21 protein-coding genes are annotated in these 18,859 nt (G+C 61.4%); 3 read left to right on the top strand and 18 right to left on the bottom strand.

All coding sequences use genetic code 11. The features are described 5' to 3' along the window. Window positions 1-33: 33 nt before the first annotated feature. The 10 genes from Q0908_RS07675 to Q0908_RS07630 all read right to left on the bottom strand — a co-directional run bounded on the left by Q0908_RS07675 (window position 34) and on the right by Q0908_RS07630 (window position 6,914). Window positions 34-2,079, bottom strand: a complete 2,046-nt coding sequence (locus Q0908_RS07675) for an acetyl/propionyl/methylcrotonyl-CoA carboxylase subunit alpha (RefSeq protein WP_299282558.1) — start codon at window positions 2,077-2,079, stop codon at window positions 34-36. Window positions 2,080-2,196: 117 nt separating this feature from the next. Then, window positions 2,197-2,400: a hypothetical protein gene (locus tag Q0908_RS07670; protein ID WP_299282556.1), complete on the bottom strand. Its 204-nt coding sequence runs from the start codon at window positions 2,398-2,400 to the stop codon at window positions 2,197-2,199. Between the two features lie 102 nt (window positions 2,401-2,502). After that, window positions 2,503-2,706: a hypothetical protein gene (locus tag Q0908_RS07665; protein ID WP_299282554.1), complete on the bottom strand. Its 204-nt coding sequence runs from the start codon at window positions 2,704-2,706 to the stop codon at window positions 2,503-2,505. Between the two features lie 352 nt (window positions 2,707-3,058). After that, the gene (locus Q0908_RS07660; RefSeq protein ID WP_299282552.1) at window positions 3,059-3,418 is read right to left on the bottom strand and encodes a hypothetical protein; all 360 of its coding nucleotides are present in this window, start codon (window positions 3,416-3,418) and stop codon (window positions 3,059-3,061) included. A 57-nt stretch (window positions 3,419-3,475) separates the two neighbouring features. Continuing rightward, window positions 3,476-3,622, bottom strand: a complete 147-nt coding sequence (locus Q0908_RS07655) for a hypothetical protein (RefSeq protein ID WP_299150546.1) — start codon at window positions 3,620-3,622, stop codon at window positions 3,476-3,478. 190 nt (window positions 3,623-3,812) lie between these two features. After that, window positions 3,813-4,184: a DUF6497 family protein gene (locus Q0908_RS07650; RefSeq protein WP_299282549.1), complete on the bottom strand. Its 372-nt coding sequence runs from the start codon at window positions 4,182-4,184 to the stop codon at window positions 3,813-3,815. A 131-nt stretch (window positions 4,185-4,315) separates the two neighbouring features. Next, window positions 4,316-4,654 carry a hypothetical protein gene (locus Q0908_RS07645; protein ID WP_299282546.1) on the bottom strand — a complete coding sequence of 113 codons (339 nt, stop codon included), beginning with the start codon at window positions 4,652-4,654 and terminating at the stop codon, window positions 4,316-4,318. Then, on the bottom strand, window positions 4,651-5,049 hold the full coding sequence (locus Q0908_RS07640; protein ID WP_299282543.1) for a RidA family protein: 399 nt from the start codon (window positions 5,047-5,049) through the stop codon (window positions 4,651-4,653). The genes Q0908_RS07645 and Q0908_RS07640 overlap by 4 nt, the downstream gene beginning before the upstream one ends. 9 nt (window positions 5,050-5,058) lie before the next feature. Continuing rightward, entirely contained in the window at window positions 5,059-5,319 is a 261-nt protein-coding gene (locus Q0908_RS07635; protein ID WP_299282540.1) for a Rho termination factor N-terminal domain-containing protein, read from the bottom strand. Between the two features lie 62 nt (window positions 5,320-5,381). Beyond that, complete coding sequence (locus Q0908_RS07630) at window positions 5,382-6,914, bottom strand: acyl-CoA carboxylase subunit beta (protein WP_299282537.1); 1,533 nt, start codon at window positions 6,912-6,914, stop codon at window positions 5,382-5,384. Between the two features lie 192 nt (window positions 6,915-7,106). Between Q0908_RS07630 and Q0908_RS07625 the strand changes: the two genes are divergently transcribed. Both Q0908_RS07625 and Q0908_RS07620 read left to right on the top strand, forming a co-directional pair. After that, complete coding sequence (locus Q0908_RS07625; protein WP_299282534.1) at window positions 7,107-8,324, top strand: multidrug effflux MFS transporter; 1,218 nt, start codon at window positions 7,107-7,109, stop codon at window positions 8,322-8,324. 65 nt (window positions 8,325-8,389) lie between these two features. After that, window positions 8,390-9,790: a short-chain fatty acyl-CoA regulator family protein gene (locus tag Q0908_RS07620; RefSeq protein WP_299282531.1), complete on the top strand. Its 1,401-nt coding sequence runs from the start codon at window positions 8,390-8,392 to the stop codon at window positions 9,788-9,790. A gap of 24 nt (window positions 9,791-9,814) precedes the next feature. Here the strand turns inward: Q0908_RS07620 and Q0908_RS07615 are convergent, their stop codons facing one another. From Q0908_RS07615 to Q0908_RS07585, 7 genes are all read right to left on the bottom strand, one after another. Continuing rightward, window positions 9,815-10,420, bottom strand: coding sequence for a thermonuclease family protein (locus tag Q0908_RS07615; RefSeq protein WP_299282528.1), 606 nt, complete (start codon window positions 10,418-10,420; stop codon window positions 9,815-9,817). A gap of 101 nt (window positions 10,421-10,521) precedes the next feature. After that, the gene (gene betA / locus Q0908_RS07610) at window positions 10,522-12,171 is read right to left on the bottom strand and encodes a choline dehydrogenase (RefSeq protein WP_299282525.1); all 1,650 of its coding nucleotides are present in this window, start codon (window positions 12,169-12,171) and stop codon (window positions 10,522-10,524) included. Next, the gene (gene betB / locus Q0908_RS07605) at window positions 12,171-13,628 is read right to left on the bottom strand and encodes a betaine-aldehyde dehydrogenase (protein ID WP_299282522.1); all 1,458 of its coding nucleotides are present in this window, start codon (window positions 13,626-13,628) and stop codon (window positions 12,171-12,173) included. Before betB ends, betA begins: the two co-directional genes overlap by 1 nt. A gap of 42 nt (window positions 13,629-13,670) precedes the next feature. Further along, window positions 13,671-15,179: a choline-sulfatase gene (gene betC, locus Q0908_RS07600; RefSeq protein ID WP_299282519.1), complete on the bottom strand. Its 1,509-nt coding sequence runs from the start codon at window positions 15,177-15,179 to the stop codon at window positions 13,671-13,673. Further along, window positions 15,176-15,751 carry a transcriptional regulator BetI gene (gene betI, locus Q0908_RS07595; protein ID WP_299282516.1) on the bottom strand — a complete coding sequence of 192 codons (576 nt, stop codon included), beginning with the start codon at window positions 15,749-15,751 and terminating at the stop codon, window positions 15,176-15,178. The genes betC and betI overlap by 4 nt, the downstream gene beginning before the upstream one ends. Window positions 15,752-15,820: 69 nt before the next feature. Beyond that, on the bottom strand, window positions 15,821-16,723 hold the full coding sequence (locus Q0908_RS07590) for a DMT family transporter (RefSeq protein ID WP_299282513.1): 903 nt from the start codon (window positions 16,721-16,723) through the stop codon (window positions 15,821-15,823). 37 nt (window positions 16,724-16,760) lie between these two features. After that, window positions 16,761-17,357, bottom strand: coding sequence for a LysE/ArgO family amino acid transporter (locus tag Q0908_RS07585; RefSeq protein ID WP_299282511.1), 597 nt, complete (start codon window positions 17,355-17,357; stop codon window positions 16,761-16,763). A gap of 292 nt (window positions 17,358-17,649) precedes the next feature. On the opposite strand from Q0908_RS07585, the gene Q0908_RS07580 reads away from it, so the two are divergent. Continuing rightward, entirely contained in the window at window positions 17,650-17,892 is a 243-nt protein-coding gene (locus Q0908_RS07580; protein ID WP_299282509.1) for a hypothetical protein, read from the top strand. Window positions 17,893-18,108: 216 nt separating this feature from the next. Here the strand turns inward: Q0908_RS07580 and Q0908_RS07575 are convergent, their stop codons facing one another. Then, window positions 18,109-18,858 (bottom strand): YebC/PmpR family DNA-binding transcriptional regulator, encoded by a 750-nt coding sequence (locus Q0908_RS07575; protein WP_299282506.1) that lies wholly within the window; start codon window positions 18,856-18,858, stop codon window positions 18,109-18,111. Window position 18,859: the final 1 nt, after the last annotated feature.

The following is an 18,859-nucleotide window of genomic DNA, read 5'->3' as shown; positions in this document are numbered from 1 at the left end:
CCAGATATGTCAGCGCACGCAATCATCTGAACCCTATTCGAACTCCATGATCACGTCGTCCACGGCCAGACTGTCGCCGCCTGACGCGTTGATTTTTGCGACCACACCCTTTTTCTCGGCGCGCAGGATGTTTTCCATCTTCATCGCCTCGATGGTGCACAACGCCTGACCTTCCTGCACTTCGTCTCCTTCGGCCACGTCGATTTTGACAACCAGACCGGGCATGGGGCAGAGCAGCATCTTGGACGTGTCGGGCGGTGTCTTTTCGGGCATGAGCCGCGCTAGCTCGGCCTGACGCGGCGTGCGGACATGCACCTTGAGGTCGGCCCCACGCGTGCGGATGCGGAAGCCCCCTGACACTTTGCCGACCTTCAGCACAAGGGGCGCGCCGTCCACGATCATCTCGGCCAGTTGATCTCCGGGAGTCCACGGCCCGGACACGCGCAAAGCCTCACCGCCCTCAAAGGTCACGGTGGCCCCGTCATGATCAGCGTCGATTGCCACATCATAGGATTGGCCCTGCACTGCCACGTTCCAATCCGCGCCCACTTTGCGTTCGTGATTGTCCATCCGGCCCGAAACACGCGCCCTGCGGATTTCGGCAACGCGGTGCATGGCCGCGCAGGCCGCCGCGACACGGCGCAGATCGCCTTCGGGCAATTCGACCCCCTGAAACCCGTCGGGGTACTGCTCTTCGATGAAGGCGGTGGTCATGGTACCATCGACAAAGATCTGGTGATCCATGACCGCACTCAGGAAGGGCAGGTTGTGCCCGATCCCTTCAACCTCGAAACTGTCGAGGGCCACGCGCATCGCCTCAACCGCCGTGGCGCGATCCGGACCCCATGTGCACAGCTTGGCAATCATCGGGTCGTAATACATGCTGATCTCACCGCCCTCATAGACGCCGGTGTCATTGCGCACGGCTGTTGCACCAGAAGGCGCATCGCCCTGCCATTTCCCGGTCTCAAGCAGCGGGCCAGCGGCCACTTCCATGGGCGGACGATAGCGGGTCAGCCGCCCGATCGAGGGCAGGAAGCCGCGATAGGGGTCTTCGGCATACAGCCGGTTTTCGATGGCCCACCCGGTCAGCGTCACATCATCTTGCGTGATGCTGAGCGGCTCGCCGTTCGCAACCCGGATCATCTGTTCGACCAGATCGACACCGGTGATCAACTCCGTCACCGGGTGTTCGACCTGAAGGCGTGTGTTCATTTCGAGGAAGTAGAAATTCTTGTCCCCATCCACGATGAATTCGACGGTGCCTGCGCTGGCATAGCCCACCGCCTTGGCCAGTGCGACGGACTGTTCGCCCATCGCTTTGCGCGTGGCCTCGTCCAGAAACGGGCTCGGCGCTTCTTCCACGACTTTTTGGTTGCGGCGCTGGATCGAGCACTCACGCTCACCCAGATAGATGCCGTTGCCATGGGCGTCACACAGGACCTGAATTTCGATGTGACGGGGCTGAGTCACGAATTTCTCGATGAAAATGCGGTCATCACCAAAGGAATTGGCCGCCTCGTTCTTGGAGGACTGGAATCCCTCGCGGGCCTCTTCGTCGTTCCAGGCGATGCGCATGCCCTTGCCGCCGCCACCGGCGCTCGCCTTGAGCATCACGGGATAGCCGACATCATTGGAAATCTTGACTGCCTCATCAGCGTCCGCGATCAGGCCCATATTTCCGGGCACCGTGCTGACGCCCGCCTCCTTGGCGATCTTCTTGGAGGTGATCTTGTCCCCCATCTTTTCGATGGCTCCTTTGGGAGGCCCGACAAAGGCAACGCCGGCGGCCTCTAGGGCCTCGGCGAATTTGGCATTCTCGGACAGAAAGCCATAGCCGGGGTGGACGGCCTCGGCACCAGAGGTCTTGATCGCCTCCATCACCTTGTCGATGACGATATAGGATTGGTTGGCGGGGGGGGGGCCGATATGGATCGCCTCATCCGCCATCTGGACGTGGAGCGCCTTGGCGTCCGCATCGGAGTAGATGGCGACGGTGGTAATCCCCATCTTGCGCGCGGTTTTGATGACGCGGCAGGCAATCTCGCCCCGGTTGGCAATCAGCAGCTTGTTGAACATGGGGCCTCACTTGTTGGACGTAATTCAGGGCGCAGAAACGCAAAACGCCGCTGTGCCGAAGGGCACAACGACGTTTGCGTGTGAATGAAAACGGGGCGCGTTAAGCGCGTCAGTGCATCAGCACCGTGCGGGGTTCTGATCGCAGTAGAGGACGTTCGCGCCTGCACCCACGGCTGCACCTGCAACGGCGTTACCGCCAAGGGCTGCTGTGCCGACACCGCCGACAGCGCCACCGATAAGGGCTTGCTCTCCGACGCTGTCACCGCAGGCGGCGAGGCCAAGGGATGCGACTGCGGCAAGAATGACCGGTTTGAAAGACATGAGTGCGTTCCTTTGTTTATTCGAAGTGTCTTCGAGTGAACGCGAAGATGTTGATCTGGTTCCCGGTCATTTGAAAAAAGGGGCGCGCGTGTACGTGACCGCTTAGTTACAGCGATCCGAGATCTGGCAATATGCGACCCCGCCAACGGCACCCACGACGGCACCGGTGCCCGCGTCACCGTTAAAGATGGCTGTGCCGGCTGCGCCAATGACAGCACCGGACAGGGCTTGTTCACCGATGGTGTCACCGCAAGCGGCAAGTCCGAGGGTGGCGGCAAGAGCGACGGATACAAGTTTGAACGACATGGGTTTGGTTCCTTTCTGTTGTCTGAAACAGAATTAGAAACCATTTGGTCCAAAATAAACCCCCAAGCCTGAAACATAGCGACGCGTTTGCGTGAGACGTTGAAACACTTGGAACAGGGGGCCGAAAAAAAGGCGGGCAGCATGTCGTTGTGAAACGGCTGCTGCCCGCCAGGGGAAGGGGTACGGAAATGGTACACAGTGACGGGATAAAACTGGGGAACCGCCACTGTGAAATCACGTTTGCACGCAGCGATACAAAGCGCCAAGCCTACCTTTTCGCACAGGCAAAAATAAGCCGAGTTTCGCCGCATGCGGGAATCTTTCAGCGGGAATGCGCCACTTTGGGGTGAAATCATCCGTTCCACTCCGTTTCAAAGGCGTCCGGAAAGGCCGCGCGGGCCACCGGTTCGTTGATCACCAGCAGCGCCTCATAGTCGGCGACATCAAACGGATCCGTGGCAGGCAGAACCTCACGCCCAAACAGCCATGACAGGCGGCCTGCGTCCAGATTGCCCCGCTCAAACGGTTCATCCCCGAACTGCACCCAAAGGGCTGCCATAAAGGCCGCGTCAGCGCGCTTGTCCGCGGGGCGACGGTCCGGAAACCGCTCGCGGCGGGTCAGCGGAGTAACGCCCTTGGGGTTCGGTCTGCGGATTGTGAACTGGAAATCTGTGCCGGTCAGCCGACCGGGAAAGCCGCGATGTTTCAGCATGCGCTGCCCTCCGCGGAGAGGGGTGCGAGGGCAGGCGCAACCGCCTGCCCTGCTCGATTACTTGAACTTGCCAGTTTGCACAGGTTCCTGGCTGATGGGCTCAGGCTCCACAACCACAAACTCTTCATCGTTGTTGTTGCGCCCGCAAGCGGCAACCAGAACCATGAGGCTAACCATGCCCAACACTTTGATGTTCTTCGACATCTGTCTCTCCTGTAGTCAACGTTTTGGCCCACAAATGCGCGGACCATATGCGAGGTAAGGGAGCCTTGGAGTTCCCTCCGGGCCGATATACGTGATTTAATACACAAAAGATACGCCCCCGCACACGGTTGCGCAGGTTGTGGCCGCAATGCCGCATATGACGGTGGAATTGTGCCACAGCCGTCCATGCTCAAAACCCATCCCAGACGCAGCTGTCTTCGGCAATGCGGAACACTTCGAAAAACTGCGTGGCCTGCGCGTCCGACTGTCCGAAGGGCACGGGCCGGTCCATCATCGAGATCGCAATCACATCGGCCTCAAGCTCGAACTCTTCGATATACTGCCGTGCGAAACGGTTACAGAGATGCATGAAGTCGGGTTCCGCCGCGCTGTAGCTCACATCGCCGCCATCCCGCGCGATCTGGGGTGCCAGAAAGCGAAACCGCAACCAGTTGTCGCTGCCGACCGTGTCGATCAGCACCTCGCTCAGGCGCAATGACTGCCCCGAGGGGACCTCGCGGATGGCTTGTGGTTGCTCCTGCGCCACCGCAGGCGACGCCATCAGACACGCAGCAGCGCAACCCCGGACCCCTGACCGTATCCGGCGCAAGGCTCCTCCCTCCGGGGTTGCTGTGCGTACGGCCATAGGCCACCGCACTGTGCTGCATTCTGGTGTTTGCCTGCTGCGGCGGCTCATTGCGCACCTCCTGCGTGACGAAGCCAGCGCGTCCGGTTCGCGGGGTTGGCCAAGGTGTCCTGGATGCGCCGTATATCACGTGCGCTCGGCCTGCCTGACATGCGCCCACCGGCGGTGACAGCCCACCCGACCTCACTCGGGCGCAGTTCCACCACCGGAGAGAACCCGCGCACCTTTTGCAAAGCGCGCCACATATCCTGGCGAATCTGATGGGCCAGCCGGACCGGGTGTCCTGCCTCGATCGTCGTGTCCGCCGACACATCAAAGCGCGGTGGCAGATGGCGACACAGAGTGACCGCCTCGCCGTCTCGCAGGATATGCCACGCCGCGCTCATGAGGGGCGCCGCGCAAGGCAGTCGATTTCGACCAGCGCGCCCACGGCGAGGGCCGTGACGCCAACCGTGGTGCGCGCCGGGCGGCGGTCTTCGGGAAAGTAGGACTGATAGATGTTGTTGAATGCCGCGTAATCACGATCGAATGCGGTCAGATAGCAGCGGCATTGAACCACGTGCGACAGATCAAGACCCACACCCCCCAAGACAATGCTCAGATTGTCCATCACACGCCGCGTCTGCGCCTCAATGCCCTCGGGCAAGGGCGCATCCGGGGCGGCAGGGTCCGTGGGCATTTGACCGGTCAGGATCACCCAACCGTCGGTTTCGACGGCGTGAGAGAAAGGAGCGACGGGGCGCGGGCCCTCAGACACCATATGAAACTGTCGCTCAGACATAAGCCACAATCAGGTATTGCGAAGAGCCTCGATCAATTCTGACTTGTCCATGTCCGAGCGACCCTCGACGTCGAGTTCCTGCGCGCGTTCGTACAGTTCGTCCTTGGTCCATTCCTCGTATGGCGGGGCCTTGCCACCCTTCCGGGAGGGGTCCTGATCGTCGGAGGCTTGCGCATTGGCGATCCGCGCAGCCTTCTGTTTTGAGGCGCCATCCTTGCGCAGCGCCTCGTATGTTTCTTCGTCCTTGATGCTGGGTCTGTCCTTGGCCATGTCGCTCTCCTTCGAAAGCGAACACAAAGGGTGCCCAAGGCGTTCCCGCCCGCATCACTTGATCACAGCGGAATATTGTCATGCTTCTTCCAAGGGGTCTGAACCGACTTGTTGCGCAAGGAGGCAAAGGCCCGGCTCACCCGTTTGCGGGTGTTGCGGGGCAGGATCACTTCGTCGATGAACCCGCGCTCGGCGGCGACAAAGGGATTGGCAAAGCGCGCCTCGTAATCCGCAGTGTGCTGGGCGATCTTGTCCGCATCGCCAAGGTCGGCGCGGTGGATGATCTCGGTTGCACCCTTGGCCCCCATCACCGCAATCTCGGCCGTGGGCCAGGCATAGTTGAAATCACCGCGCAGATGCTTCGAGGACATCACCACATAGGCACCCCCATAGGCCTTGCGGGTGATCAGCGTGACCTTGGGCACGGTCGCCTCACCATAGGCAAACAACAGTTTGGCACCGTGCTTGATCACACCGCCATATTCCTGCGTGGTGCCGGGCAGGAAACCGGGCACGTCGATCAGCGTCAGGATCGGGATGTCGAAACAGTCGCAGAAGCGGACAAACCGGGCCGCCTTGCGCGCGCTGTCGATGTCCAAAACGCCGGCCAGCACCATCGGCTGGTTGGCCACCACGCCCACGGTCTGTCCCTCAAGTCGAATGAACCCGGTGATGATGTTCTTGGCGAACTCTTCCTGCAATTCGTAGAAATCCCCCTCATCCGCCAGCTTCTCGATCAGCTCTTTCATGTCGTATGGCGTGTTGGGGTTGGCAGGCACCAGCGTATCAAGGCTCGCCTCGGCGCGGGCCGGGTCGTCAAAGAAGGGGCGCACGGGCGGCTTTTCGCGGTTGTGCAGCGGTAGAAAGTCGACAAGGCGACGGACCTCGGCCAGCGCCTCAACATCATTTTCAAAGGCCGCGTCGGCGACCGACGACTTCTTGGTATGGGTCGTGGCCCCGCCCAATTCCTCGGCAGTGACCTGTTCGTTGGTGACAGTCTTGACCACATCTGGGCCGGTCACGAACATGTAAGAGCTGTCTTTGACCATGAAGATGAAGTCGGTCATCGCGGGGCTGTAGACGGCCCCGCCCGCACAAGGCCCCATGATCACGCTGATCTGCGGCACAACGCCCGAGGCCAGCACATTGCGCTGAAACACTTCGCCGTAGCCCGCAAGGCTGTCCACACCTTCCTGAATGCGCGCGCCGCCTGAATCGTTGATGCCAATCACCGGCGCGCCGTTTTCGACCGCCATATCCATGATCTTGCATATCTTGGACGCGTGCGTGGCCGACACCGACCCGCCCAGCACGGTGAAATCCTGACTGAACACATAGACCATCCGGCCATTGATGGTACCCCACCCCGTCACGACGCCGTCGCCTGCGGGCTTTTGGGCGTCCATGCCGAAATCCGTGCAGCGGTGGGTGACGAACATGTCGAACTCTTCGAACGAGCCTTCGTCGACCAGCAGATCAATCCGCTCGCGGGCTGTCAGTTTGCCACGGGCATGTTGGGCATCGATCCGGCTTTGACCACCGCCCAAACGAGCTTGTTCGCGCCGCGCTTCCAATTCGGTCAGAATATCTGTCATGCCGTCTCCGCTGGTGGTTTGATTTTGTATACATGAGGCATCGCACGTGGTGAATGGGCGAACTGGCATATTTGCAAAGTGTATTCACGGGCCGACCTGCAAACTGCAAATCCGCAAAGCTTCTGGATCAGCACAGACACGCGTGCATAACCGCACTGGACAGTTCAGATTGGCCGATCTACCTCGGTGTATATGCAATCTCCTCCCAAAGTCCGGTATCTGGACCGCACCACGCCACCGCACATTTCGACACTGATCCTGCTGGCCGGGGTCTCTGCGATGGTGATGAACATGTTCCTGCCGTCGCTGCCGAACATGACCACCTATTTCGAGACCGATTACAGCAAAATGCAGCTCTCGGTCGCGCTTTATCTGGCAATGTCAGCGGTAATGCAGACGGTGATCGGGCCAATCTCGGACAATTTGGGTCGGCGCAAAGTGCTGATGTGGGGCATCGGGTTGTTCATGCTGGCCACTCTGGGCTGCATCTATGCACCCAATGCCGAAGTCTTTCTGGTGTTTCGGATGTGTCAGGCCATTGTCGCCGTCGCCATGGTGCTGAGCCGCGCGGTGATCCGCGATCTATACGACACCGACCAATCCGCATCCATGATCGGCTATGTGACGATGGGCATGGCCGTGGTGCCGATGATCTCGCCTTTCCTTGGGGGCGTACTGGAAGAAGCGTTCGGCTGGAAATCGGTGTTCTGGCTGTTTTTCCTGACGGGTGGTTTGCTGCTTTGGCTCGTTTACGCTGACCTTGGCGAAACGGCGCGGGCCTCCTCCAAATCCCTGATCGGGCAGTTCAAGGAGTATCCAGAACTCCTGCGCTCACCACGCTTTTGGGGTTACTCTCTGGCCTCGGCCTTTTGCTCGGGATCATTCTTTGCCTATCTCGGGGGCGCGCCCTTCGTGGGTACGGAGGTGTTTGGCATGAGCCCCTCCGTGCTTGGGTTCTACTTCGGCGCACCTGCAATAGGGTATTTTTTCGGCAACTGGATCAGCGGGCGATTTGCAACGACATTTGGCGTGAACCGCCTTGTGTTGTGGGGGTCGCTGGCCAATGCGTTCGGGACATTCGTGTCGCTGGTGATCTTCGCGCTCGGGATGGGCACACCGCTCAGCTTCTTTGGCATGATGACGTTCGTGGGCCTGGGCAACGGGCTCGTCATCCCCAACGCGACCGCAGGCATGCTGTCGGTGCGTCCACATCTTGCAGGCACCGCGTCGGGACTTGGCGGGGCAATTATGATCGGGGGCGGTGCCGCCCTGTCTGCCCTCGCAGGGTTCCTGCTGACGCCGGACACGGGGGCCTTCCCCTTGCTCTACATCATGTTCGCCACCAGCGTCTGCGCCCTTCTTGCCATCGCCGCGGTCTATCGGCGCGAACGCAAGCTGGCGCTGGCCTGAGGGTTGCGCGCGCCGGTTTGCAAACTTAGCATGTGCGAAGTGCAAACTTGCAAAGGACGCGCATTATGGCCGCCCCGAAACTCTATGCCGGTGCCAAATTGCGCGAGGTGCGCACGCGGGTCGCGCTGACGCAAAAGGACTTCGCCGCCAAGCTGGGCGTGTCCCTGCCCTATCTCAATCAGATGGAAAACAACAACCGGCCCGTCAGCACGTCGGTCGTGCTGAGCCTCGCGCAGGAGTTCGGGCTGGACGTCACCGAACTGAGCTCGGGCGACGGCGAGCGGTTGGTGTCAGACATGCGCGAAGCACTGGCCGACCCGGTCTTTTCCGGCGACATGCCCCCGCTGGCCGATTTGCGGCTGGCAGCTTCAAACGCCCCTGCGCTGGCCCATGCGTTCATCGACCTGCACCGCGCCTATCGGCAAACCCACGAACGGCTTGCCTCGCTGGACGAGGCACTCGGGCGCGAAGATGCCCGCGCCCATCCGTCGCCTTGGGAAGAGGTCCGTGACTTTTTCCACTATTGCGATAACTACGTTGATGCAGTCGACCGCGCCGCCGAGCACTTTGCCACGGCTCAGGGACGGCACGGCAATATCCGCGTGGCCGCCGTTTCGGCGCTGTCGAATGCAGGCATCAAGGTCACCTTCGAGGACACCGACATGCTGCGCCGCTACGACGGCGCCGCACACGTGCTGCATATTTCGACACGAGCCGCGCATGAAAGCCAGACATTTCAGATGCTGCTGCAGGTCGCGCTCCTGCGCCAGAACGCCTTGCTCGATGCGACCCTGGATCTGGCGCGGTTCCAAACGCGCGAGGCGCGCGACATCGCAAAGATCGGACTGGCCAACTACTTCGCGGGGGCCGCCCTCATGCCATATGCCGCGTTTCAGCGGGCCGCCCAGGAAACACGCCACGATCTTGAGCAGCTGGCCACAGGTTTCGGGGCCTCGATCGAGCAGGTGTGCCATCGCCTTTCAACACTGCAACGGCCCGGTGCCAAGGGCATTCCCTTCTTCTTTGTGCGCGTGGATCAGGCTGGAACGATCACCAAACGGCACTCTGCCACGCGGCTGCAATTTGCCCGCTTCGGCGGGGCCTGCCCGCTCTGGAACGTCCACCGGGCCTTTGAGCAGCCGGGGCAATTCCTGCGGCAACTGGCCGAAACGCCGGACGGGGTGCGCTATGTCAGTCTGGCGCGGGATGTCTCCAAAACAGGCGGTCGGTTCGGGGCCCCTGTGCGCCGCTATGCCATCGCGCTTGGCTGCGAGGTGAAACATGCGCCGGATCTGGTTTTCGCGGATGGGCTGGATGTGGGGCGGGCCGATGCCTTTGAACCCATCGGCATTTCCTGCCGGATTTGCGAGCGCAAGAAGTGCCACCAACGCTCAGTCCCGCCGCTTGAACGGCAGTTGTCCGTCGATCCTGATACGCGCGGCGTCTTGCCCTATGCGGTGAATTAGGCGGATCAGGATCCGCCTTACGGATCAACGCCTTGCGGCCCGCCAGCCTGCTGCATGTGCCTCGGCTTCGCTGCAGAACCACCGTTCACCGCGTGTTTCGTTAATCCCGGTGCGCTCGTAAAATTCTTGCCCGGGCATATGATAGATGTGCCCGTTCTTGGAGATGTTGCCCTTGATCCGACACGCCGGGTCAGGCGGAATCCGTCCCTTGGCCCGGGTCACCCGGAACTGCGCTGGCGATTGCACCCGAAAGCCGTGCAGCCCACGATCGGCCACATAAGCCGACTTTTCATCCAGATCATAGTCCATGCCGTAGCGGCGATAGGCAAAGGCCCACCCCTGCGCCACCGCCTCTTGCCCGATATCAAGGTCACCGACGTGGCATTGCGCCACCATCCGGCCATATTTGTCCGTATCGATCCGTGCGCAGGTCGCGATATGCCCGCCAAAGGCCGCGTCCACCTGCGCGCTCGCCCATATTCCGCAGGCAAAGGGCAGTCCGTGTTCCGTCAGACAGGTCTGGTCCTGTTCAGGTGCGTCGATGGCGTGCAGGCGCACGCGCGTGCCGCCCACATCAATTGTGTCAGCGTCAATCACGCGGACCACGCCGGACACATCCGCATGCGACATGACCGGCCAGAAAGCCAGAACAAGTATAGAACAAATCCTTAACATGCCCCCTTAGGTGGCGGCTTTGCGTTAAGAGATCAACCGATCTTCTTGCGGAATGCTTAACGCTGCGTTGTTGCCCAGGCGGGGTGTATCCAAGGTGCATCATTGCTGCGGGCGAGCGGATCGCGGCCCAGAATATGGTCGCTCATCTTCTCGCCCGTCATGATCGAAGGGGCGTTGAGGTTGCCATTCGTGATGCGCGGAAAAACCGAACTATCCACGACCCGCAGGGCACTTACGCCGATCACGCGCCCTTCGGGGTCTACCACTGACATCGGATCATCGGTCGCACCCATCCGGCATGTGCCGCAGGGGTGATAGGCGCTTTCAACGTGTTCGCGGATCACCTCATCAAGCTCATCGTCGCTCTGATAGGCCGGCCCGGGTTGGATTTCATGCTTAACAAAGGGTGCAAAGGCGTCCTGCGCGAAAATCTCGCGGGTGAGCCGGATGCAGGTGCGGAAGTCCTCCCAATCCTGCTCTGTGCTCATGTAGTTGAACCGGATCACGGGGTCATCAGCGGGGTTGGCCGAGCGCAACGTGACCGCCCCGCGCGAAGGAGAGCGCATCGGACCCGTGTGCGCCTGAAAGCCGTGCCCTTCTGCCGCCGCCTGCCCGTCATAGCGCACCGCAATGGGCAGAAAATGGTACTGGATATCGGGATAGGGCACGCCCGCCTTGCTGCGGATGAACGCCGCACTTTCAAACTGGTTGGAGGCCCCGAGACCAGTGCGGGTGAACAGCCATTGCGCCCCGATCATCGCCTTGGAGATCAGATTCCAGTGTTTATACAAGGTGATCGGCTGTTTGGAGGCCATCTGGATATACATCTCGAGATGGTCCTGCAGGTTTGCGCCCACGCCGGGGCGGTCCGCGATCACGTCGATGCCATGTTCGCCCAGATGCGCGGCAGGGCCGATCCCCGACAGCATCAGGATCTTGGGCGAGTTGATGGAGGATGCCGCAAGGATCACTTCGGCCCGTGCCCGCACAATCTGGCCGCCCTGCAGGATGACACCTGTTGCGCGCCCGTCTTCGATCAACACCCGTTCGACCAGCCCGCGCATCAGGTCGCAATTGGGCCGCTTCAGCGCGGGGCGCAGATAGGCGTTCGCGGCGGACCAGCGGGTGCCCTTGTGCACCGTCTGCTCCATCGGGCCGAAGCCTTCCTGCTGGTGCCCGTTATAGTCGTCCGTCACTTCGTAGCCTGCCTGCTGCCCTGCAGCGACAAAGGCCGAAAACAGCGGGTTGTCGCGCGGTCCGCGCCGCACATGCATCGGCCCATCTGTGCCACGCCAGGCAGGGTCGCCGCCGTGGCCAGCATCGTCCCAGTTTTCCATGCGTTTGTAGTAGGGCAGCACGTCGGCATAGGCCCAACCGCGCGCGCCGCTGTCGGCCCAATGGTCGAAATCCATAGCGTGCCCGCGCACATAGACCATGCCGTTGATCGAGGATGAGCCGCCGATCACCTTGCCGCGCGGACAGGCCAGTCGGCGGTTGTTCAGATGCGGTTCCGGTTCGGTTTTGTAACCCCAGTCATAGCGCGCCATATTCATCGGATAGGACAGCGCGCCCGGCATCTGGATGAAGGGGCCCGCATCGCTGCCGCCATGCTCGATCGCGAGCACGGATTTGCCTGCCTCGGCGAGGCGGTAGGCCACGGCACACCCGGCGCTGCCCGCGCCGACGATCACGTAATCGGCCTCCATCAGAACGGCGCTTCGAGATCGCCCATGCGGACGTAGACGGATTTGAGTTGGCTGTAGTGTTCGATGGCCGCTTTGGAGTTCTCGCGGCCCACGCCCGATTGTTTGGACCCGCCAAAGGGGGCCTCGACTGGGGCGTCATTGTAAGTGTTGATATAGCAGGTCCCCGCCTCGAACCGGGCTGCCACCCGGTGGGCGCGGGCCAGATCGCGGGTGAAGACGCCCGCGGCAAGCCCGAATTCGGTGTCGTTGGCGCGGGCCATGACGTCATCCTCGTCCTCGAAATCAAGGACGGCCATGACCGGGCCGAAGATTTCCTCGCGTGCGATGGTCATATCGTCGGTGACGTCGGCGAATACGGTCGGTTCGAGGTAAAAACCGTTCTTGTCCAGACGCTTGCCGCCATAGACCAGCCGCGCGCCTTCATCCTGCCCTTTGGCGATGTAGTCCATGACGATACCCATCTGTCGTTCGCTGACCATGGGGCCGAAGGAGGTGTCGGGGTCTTGCGGATCCCCGATCACGGCGGTGGCAAGGCGTTCGGAGAGGCGGGACAGGAACGCCTCTTTGATGGTCTTGTGGACGAAGACGCGCGTGCCATTGGAACAGACCTGACCTGAGGAATAGAAGTTGCCGAGGATCGCGCCCGAAACCGCATTTTCCACATCCGCATCGTCGAACACGATCATCGGGGACTTGCCACCCAGTTCCATGGTGACATGCTTGATGCCCGCAGCCGCCGCGGCGTAAACCTTGCGCCCCGTGGGCACCGATCCGGTCAGTGAGACCTTGTCGACACGACCGTCCGACACGAGTGCAGCCCCCACATCGCCCAAGCCCTGCACCACGTTATAGACCCCGGCAGGTGCGCCTGCTTCGTGCAGGATTTCCGCGACTTTGAGCGCGCAGAGCGGTGTGGTTTCTGATGGTTTGAACACCATCGTATTGCCACAGGCCAGCGCGGGCGCGCCTTTCCAGCTTGCGATCTGGGTTGGGTAGTTCCACGCACCGATCCCGACGCAGACGCCAAGCGGTTCGCGGCGGGTGTAGACCCAGTCTTCGCCCAGTTGGATATGCTCACCTGTGAGCGTCGCGGCCATCCCGCCGAAATACTCGAGCGCGTCAGCCCCCGAGGTCGCATCGACGACGCTGGTTTCCTGATAGGGTTTGCCCGTGTCGTAGGTTTCGAGCACCGACAGGTCGTGGTTCCGTTCGCGCATGATGTCCGCGGCCCGGCGCAGGATACGGCCCCGTTCGGTGCCCGTCATCGCGGCCCATGCGGCTTGCGCGCTGCGTGCCGCATCCAGCGCTTGGTCGATGATCACGGGCGTTGCGGAATGGACCTGCCCGATCACTTCACCGGTGGCGGGGTAGATCACGTCGATGGGCGCGCCATCCCTGTCCTCGACATATCGACCGTTGATGAAATGGCTGGCGGTGGGTTGGGTTGGATAGGTCATGGTGCCTCCGGCGGGCATATTTATCGGAACAATGAAAGAGAGCTATTCGCCTCGGGGGAAGCGCTGATTTTCCTCAAGCACGTTGAGGTCCATGTGGTTGCGCATGTAGCGTTCGGACGCTTTTTGCAACGGCTGGTAGTCCCAAGGGAAATAGCCGCCCTCGCGCAGGGCCTCGTAAACAACCCACCGCCGCGCCTGGCTCGCGCGTACAGCCGCGTCAAAGCTGTCGAGGTCCCAACGGGCGTCGGCCTTGGCCTGCAATTGGCTGAGCGTGCCCTGATGGGCGGGGACGTCGGCGAGGTTGGTGAGTTCGTGCGGGTCCGCCTCGAGATCAAAGAGCTGGTCGGGATCGAGCGCGCAGCGGTTGTACTTCCACTTCCCATAGCGCAGCGACACCATGGGCGCATAGGAGCCTTCGGCGGCGTATTCCATGGCAACGGGTTCGGTGCGTTCGACCCCCTGCCCTTGTGGCACGACCGACTGACCCGTGGTCCATGGGCTGACCTCGGACATATCCACGCCTGCCAGATCACACAGCGTCGGGCAGACGTCGATATTGCTGACCGGGTCGGTGACGCGGCCGGGTGTCATCGAGGGCGCACAGATCATCATCGGCACCCGCGCGGAACCTTCGAAAAAGGACATCTTGAACCACAAACCGCGCGCCCCGAGCATGTCGCCGTGGTCCGAGACGAACAGGATGATCGCCTCTTGCCGGGTGCCTTCCAGCGCCTCCATCACCTCGCCGATCTTGTCGTCGAGATAGGAGATGTTGGCGAAATAGGCGCGGCGCGAGCGGCGGATATCTTCGTCTGTGATATTGAAGTTGTCGCGGTCGTTGGCGTCCAGAATGCGTTGGGAATGGGGGTCCTGATCCTCATACCGGATCGGGCCAACCTCGGGCATCAGGTGCTCACAATCCTCATAGAGGTCCCAGTATTTCTTGCGCGCCACGTAAGGGTCGTGCGGATGGGTGAAGCTGACGGTCAGACACCAGGGCCGCGCATCGTGCCCCCGCCCCAGATCGTAAATCTTGCGGGTCGCGTGATAGGCGACCTCGTCGTCATACTCCATCTGGTTCGAAATCTCGGCCACACCCGAACCGGTCACCGAGCCCATATTGTGATACCACCAATCAATGCGCTCACCCGGTTTGCGATAGTCCGGCGTCCAGCCAAAGTCAGGCGGATAGATGTCGGTGGTCAGCCGTTCCTCGAACCCGTGAAGCTGGTCGGGGCCGACAAAGTGCATCTTGCCCGCAAGGCAGGTCTGATAGCCTGCGCGGCGCAGGTGGTGGGCGTAGGTCGGGATGGAGGAGGCGAACTCGGCGGCGTTGTCATAGACGCCGGTCGCGCTCGGCAGTTGCCCGGACATGAATGCCGCACGCCCCGGCGCGCACAATGGCGAGGCGGTGTAGCAATTGGCAAAGCGGGTCGAACGGGCGGCCAGTTTCTTGAGGTTGGGCGCGTGTAACCAGTCGGCGGGGCCATCGGGAAACAGCGTACCGTTCAACTGATCAACCATGAAGATGAGGATGTTGGGCTGGCTCATGTGGGCTGTCCGATCAAGGTGTCGAGGGCGCGCAGCGCGGTGGTCTTGGCATCGGCCAGAATGGTGTCGGGGGCGAGCGCGGCACGCAGATAGAGCCCGTCGATCAGGGCCCCGAGCATCTCGGCATCGGTATCGGGTGTGCGACTGAGCGGGCGCAGCGCATGGGTCAGATTTGCGCGCAGACGGCGTTGATAGAGGGTCAGCAGACGGCGGGTTTCGGGATGCGTGGCGGCTTGGGCATAAAGCGTCATCCAGGCGCTGATCGTGGCGGGCGCAAAGCAGGAGGGCGCGAAACTGGCCGTGATCAGTGCTTCGGCCCGGGCAAGCGGCGTTGGTGCCCGCCGCAGACCTGCGACCACCTCGGCCCCGAAATCGCTCAGGATCTGGCGCATGGCGGCCAGAAATATCTGATCCTTGCCGCCGAAATAATGGTGCGCCAGCGCGCTCGACATGCCAGCGCGTTTGGCAATCTGCCCGACGGTGATATCCAGCGACCCGGCGGCTCCGATTTCGGCGATCGTCGCCTCTACCAATGCCGCGCGGCGGATCGGTTCCATTCCCACTTTTGGCATTGATGCCCCCTGCGACCAGACTGACGCGCAATTTGTGGGTTTTTTATTGATCCGTCAATCAACAAAAAGCTAGAGCTTGGTGGCCGGGCTCACCGGCGTGATCGGGCGGCGCTTGAGCACATGTTCGCGCCACGTGATGAATGTGACCGCGCTGAGGATCAGCGTGCCGCCCAAAATAACCCAGATATCAACGGGTTCTGCAAAGAACACGGCCCCGAGCAGGACCGCCCAGACGAGTTGCAGGAACGTGATCGGTTGGGTCACCGTCACCGGTGCTGCCGCAAAGGCGAGCGTCATCGTATAGTGCCCTGCGGTCGCGAAACAGGCGACCGCGAACAGCAATCCAAGATCGTTCCAACTGGGGGTCACCCAATCGGTCGCCGCGAACGGGGCCAGCCCCGCCGTCACGAAGATCGAAAGCATGGCGACAACGACCGCCGGTTTCACCTCGTCCGCCATGATCTTGGCCAGCAGGTAGGACCCCGCAAAGGTCACCGCGCAGAACAGCATCGCGAGATGCCCCGGTTCGACCTCTCGAAAGCCAGGGCGCAGGATGACAGCAGTGCCGATCAACGCCACCAGAATGGCCGCAATTCGGCGCATCGCAAGACGTTCGCCCAGAAACAGCGCCGCACCGATGCTGACATAGACGGGCGCGAGGTAGTTCATCGCCGTGACCTCAGCGATGGGGATGCGGGTCATGGCGTAAAACCACAGGATAACACCGCCCGAGTGGAACAGACCGCGCAAGGTAAAGAGCCCCCACTGGCGACCTGTCAGATGGGCGGCACGCACCGCAGGCAGCATCGGCAGCAGGAACACAAGGCCGAGGACATAGCGCAAGAACGCCGCTTCGGCCGGGGGCACGCGCGGACCCATGTATTTGACCAATGCCGTGACGGCCACGAAACACAAGCCGGTGACAAGCATCCAGAAGATGCCGAGCATCGGGCGTGAGGGGGAGGCGGTCATGGCGCCATCAAGGCGCAAAGCCCGTGCGCACGCAAGGTCACAAAAACAGCAGTTTCAATGCAATGGCCCACATGGTCAGCGCGATGATCGCATCCAGCACCCGCCACGCGCGCGGGTTGGCGAACAGAGGCGCAAGCAGGCGCGCGCCGTATCCAAGCGCGAAAAAGAATACGAAACTGGCCAGGGTCGCGCCGATCCCGAACATCAGGCGATCGGGATATTGCGACGAGATCGAACCGATCAGAACCACCGTATCCAGATAGACGTGCGGGTTCAGCCAGGTCAGCGCCAAGACGGTTCCAACAGCCGCGCGCAGGCTTTGGGTCTCCTGCCCGCCCGCATCCAGCGCCGAGGTGCCGCGCCAGGCCGAACGGGCGTTTTGCCAGCCATACCACATCAGAAACGCAGCCCCGCCATAGCGCATCACAGGCTCAAACCACGGCAACGCCTCGGACAGCGCACCAAAACCGGCCACCCCTGCCGCGATCAGCAGTGCGTCGCAGACCGCACAGGTCAGGCACACCCAGAACACATGGCTCCGGCGCAGCCCCTGGCGCAGCACAAACGCATTCTGCGCCCCGATTGCCAAAATCAACGACAACGACAAAAGGAACCCGGGAACGAAACTGGTCACAAAGACGCCTCCAAAAACACCAGAACCCTGACTAGATGGATGAAGACCGGGCGGCAAGGCGTGCCAAGCTATACGTTTTTTGCACAGCAGGGTTGCACAAATAAACAGCGCAATCGGGTTGAGCCCCCCCCATCTATCTGAAAGACCACCCCTCTGGCCAAATCAGATCTGGGCAAGATCGAGCCTGTGGCCAGAAATTGACAAGTAACGGGGGTATCACGCTGATCTGATCTTTGATGATTGGCGTATTACCCCATAGCCCCCATATGATGGGCTCGTATAATGAGGAAGCATGAAGATGCTTGACGACACACATTCGGTGGACCTGACCAAGCAGGATCTTGAGCTGATCGAAGCGGCCCTGCAAACGCAGGAAAAGATTCTATCTGTCCAAAGCCGGGCCGGAGGCAGTGCTGCACGCACGCGGCTTAACGATCTCAAGGGCCTGATGCGCCGGTTGCGCCGCCAGACCCCTGCCCCGCACGCCGTGGCCGGATCCAGCTGGAGCCAGGTTGCCCGCCAACTGTTTTTTTAAGGAACGCCCCACTTTTCTGGATGGATGATGCGCCGCCGCTGGAAACAGTGCGGCGTTTTGCGTTTCAGGTGCAGGCCCGCAAGCAACCCAATGTTCTTTTGACCAGAAATACCGTTGGGGAAGCCGCACGGGCGGGCGCAACACCCCCTGAGCAAAAGCGCCCCCGAATAACGCCCCTACCGTCTGGTGAACGGGCCTCTTTCCCCGGCTGGCGACTTAACTCTCGTCAAGCTGCGCCATCACCTCGTCGCTGGCCTCAAAATTGGTCGTGACCAGTTGCACGTCATCATCATCTTCCAGCGCGTCCACCAGTTTCATCAGCTTTTGCATGCCCTCAAGGTCCATCTCGGTGGTGGTGGTGGGCCGCCAGATCAGCTTGGTCGATTCCGACTCGCCCAGTTCCGCCTCAAGCGCGTTGGACACCTCATTGAGGTCGGTGTCCGCACACCAGATCACATGGCCGTCCTCGCTCGACTCCACATCCTCGGCCCCCGCCTCAATGGCTGCCATCATGACGGTATCGGCATCGCCGACCTCCGCCGGATAGCTGACGGCCCCCTTGCGATCAAACATGAAGCCCACGCTGCCGGTCTCACCCAGATTGCCGCCGTTCTTGGTGAAAGTGGAGCGCACGGTCGAAGCGGTGCGATTGCGATTGTCCGTCATCGCCTCGACAATCACCGCCACGCCATTGGGGCCATAGCCCTCATAGCGGATCTCCTCGTAATCATCCCCGTCCCCGGCCTGCGACTTCTTGATGGCGCGATCGATGACGTCCTTCGGGACGGAATTTGACTTGGCCTCTTTCACCGCAAGGCGCAGGCGCGGGTTCTTTTCGGGGTCCGGGTCGCCCATCTTGGCGGCCACGGTGATTTCCTTGGACATTTTTGAGAACAACTTGGCGCGGATCTTGTCCTGCCGGCCTTTGCGGTGCTGGATGTTTGCCCATTTTGAGTGGCCTGCCATC

The organism is uncultured Tateyamaria sp. (assembly GCF_947494755.1).
GTDB lineage: Bacteria > Pseudomonadota > Alphaproteobacteria > Rhodobacterales > Rhodobacteraceae > Tateyamaria.
This window is presented reverse-complemented; position numbering and strand designations above follow the sequence as displayed.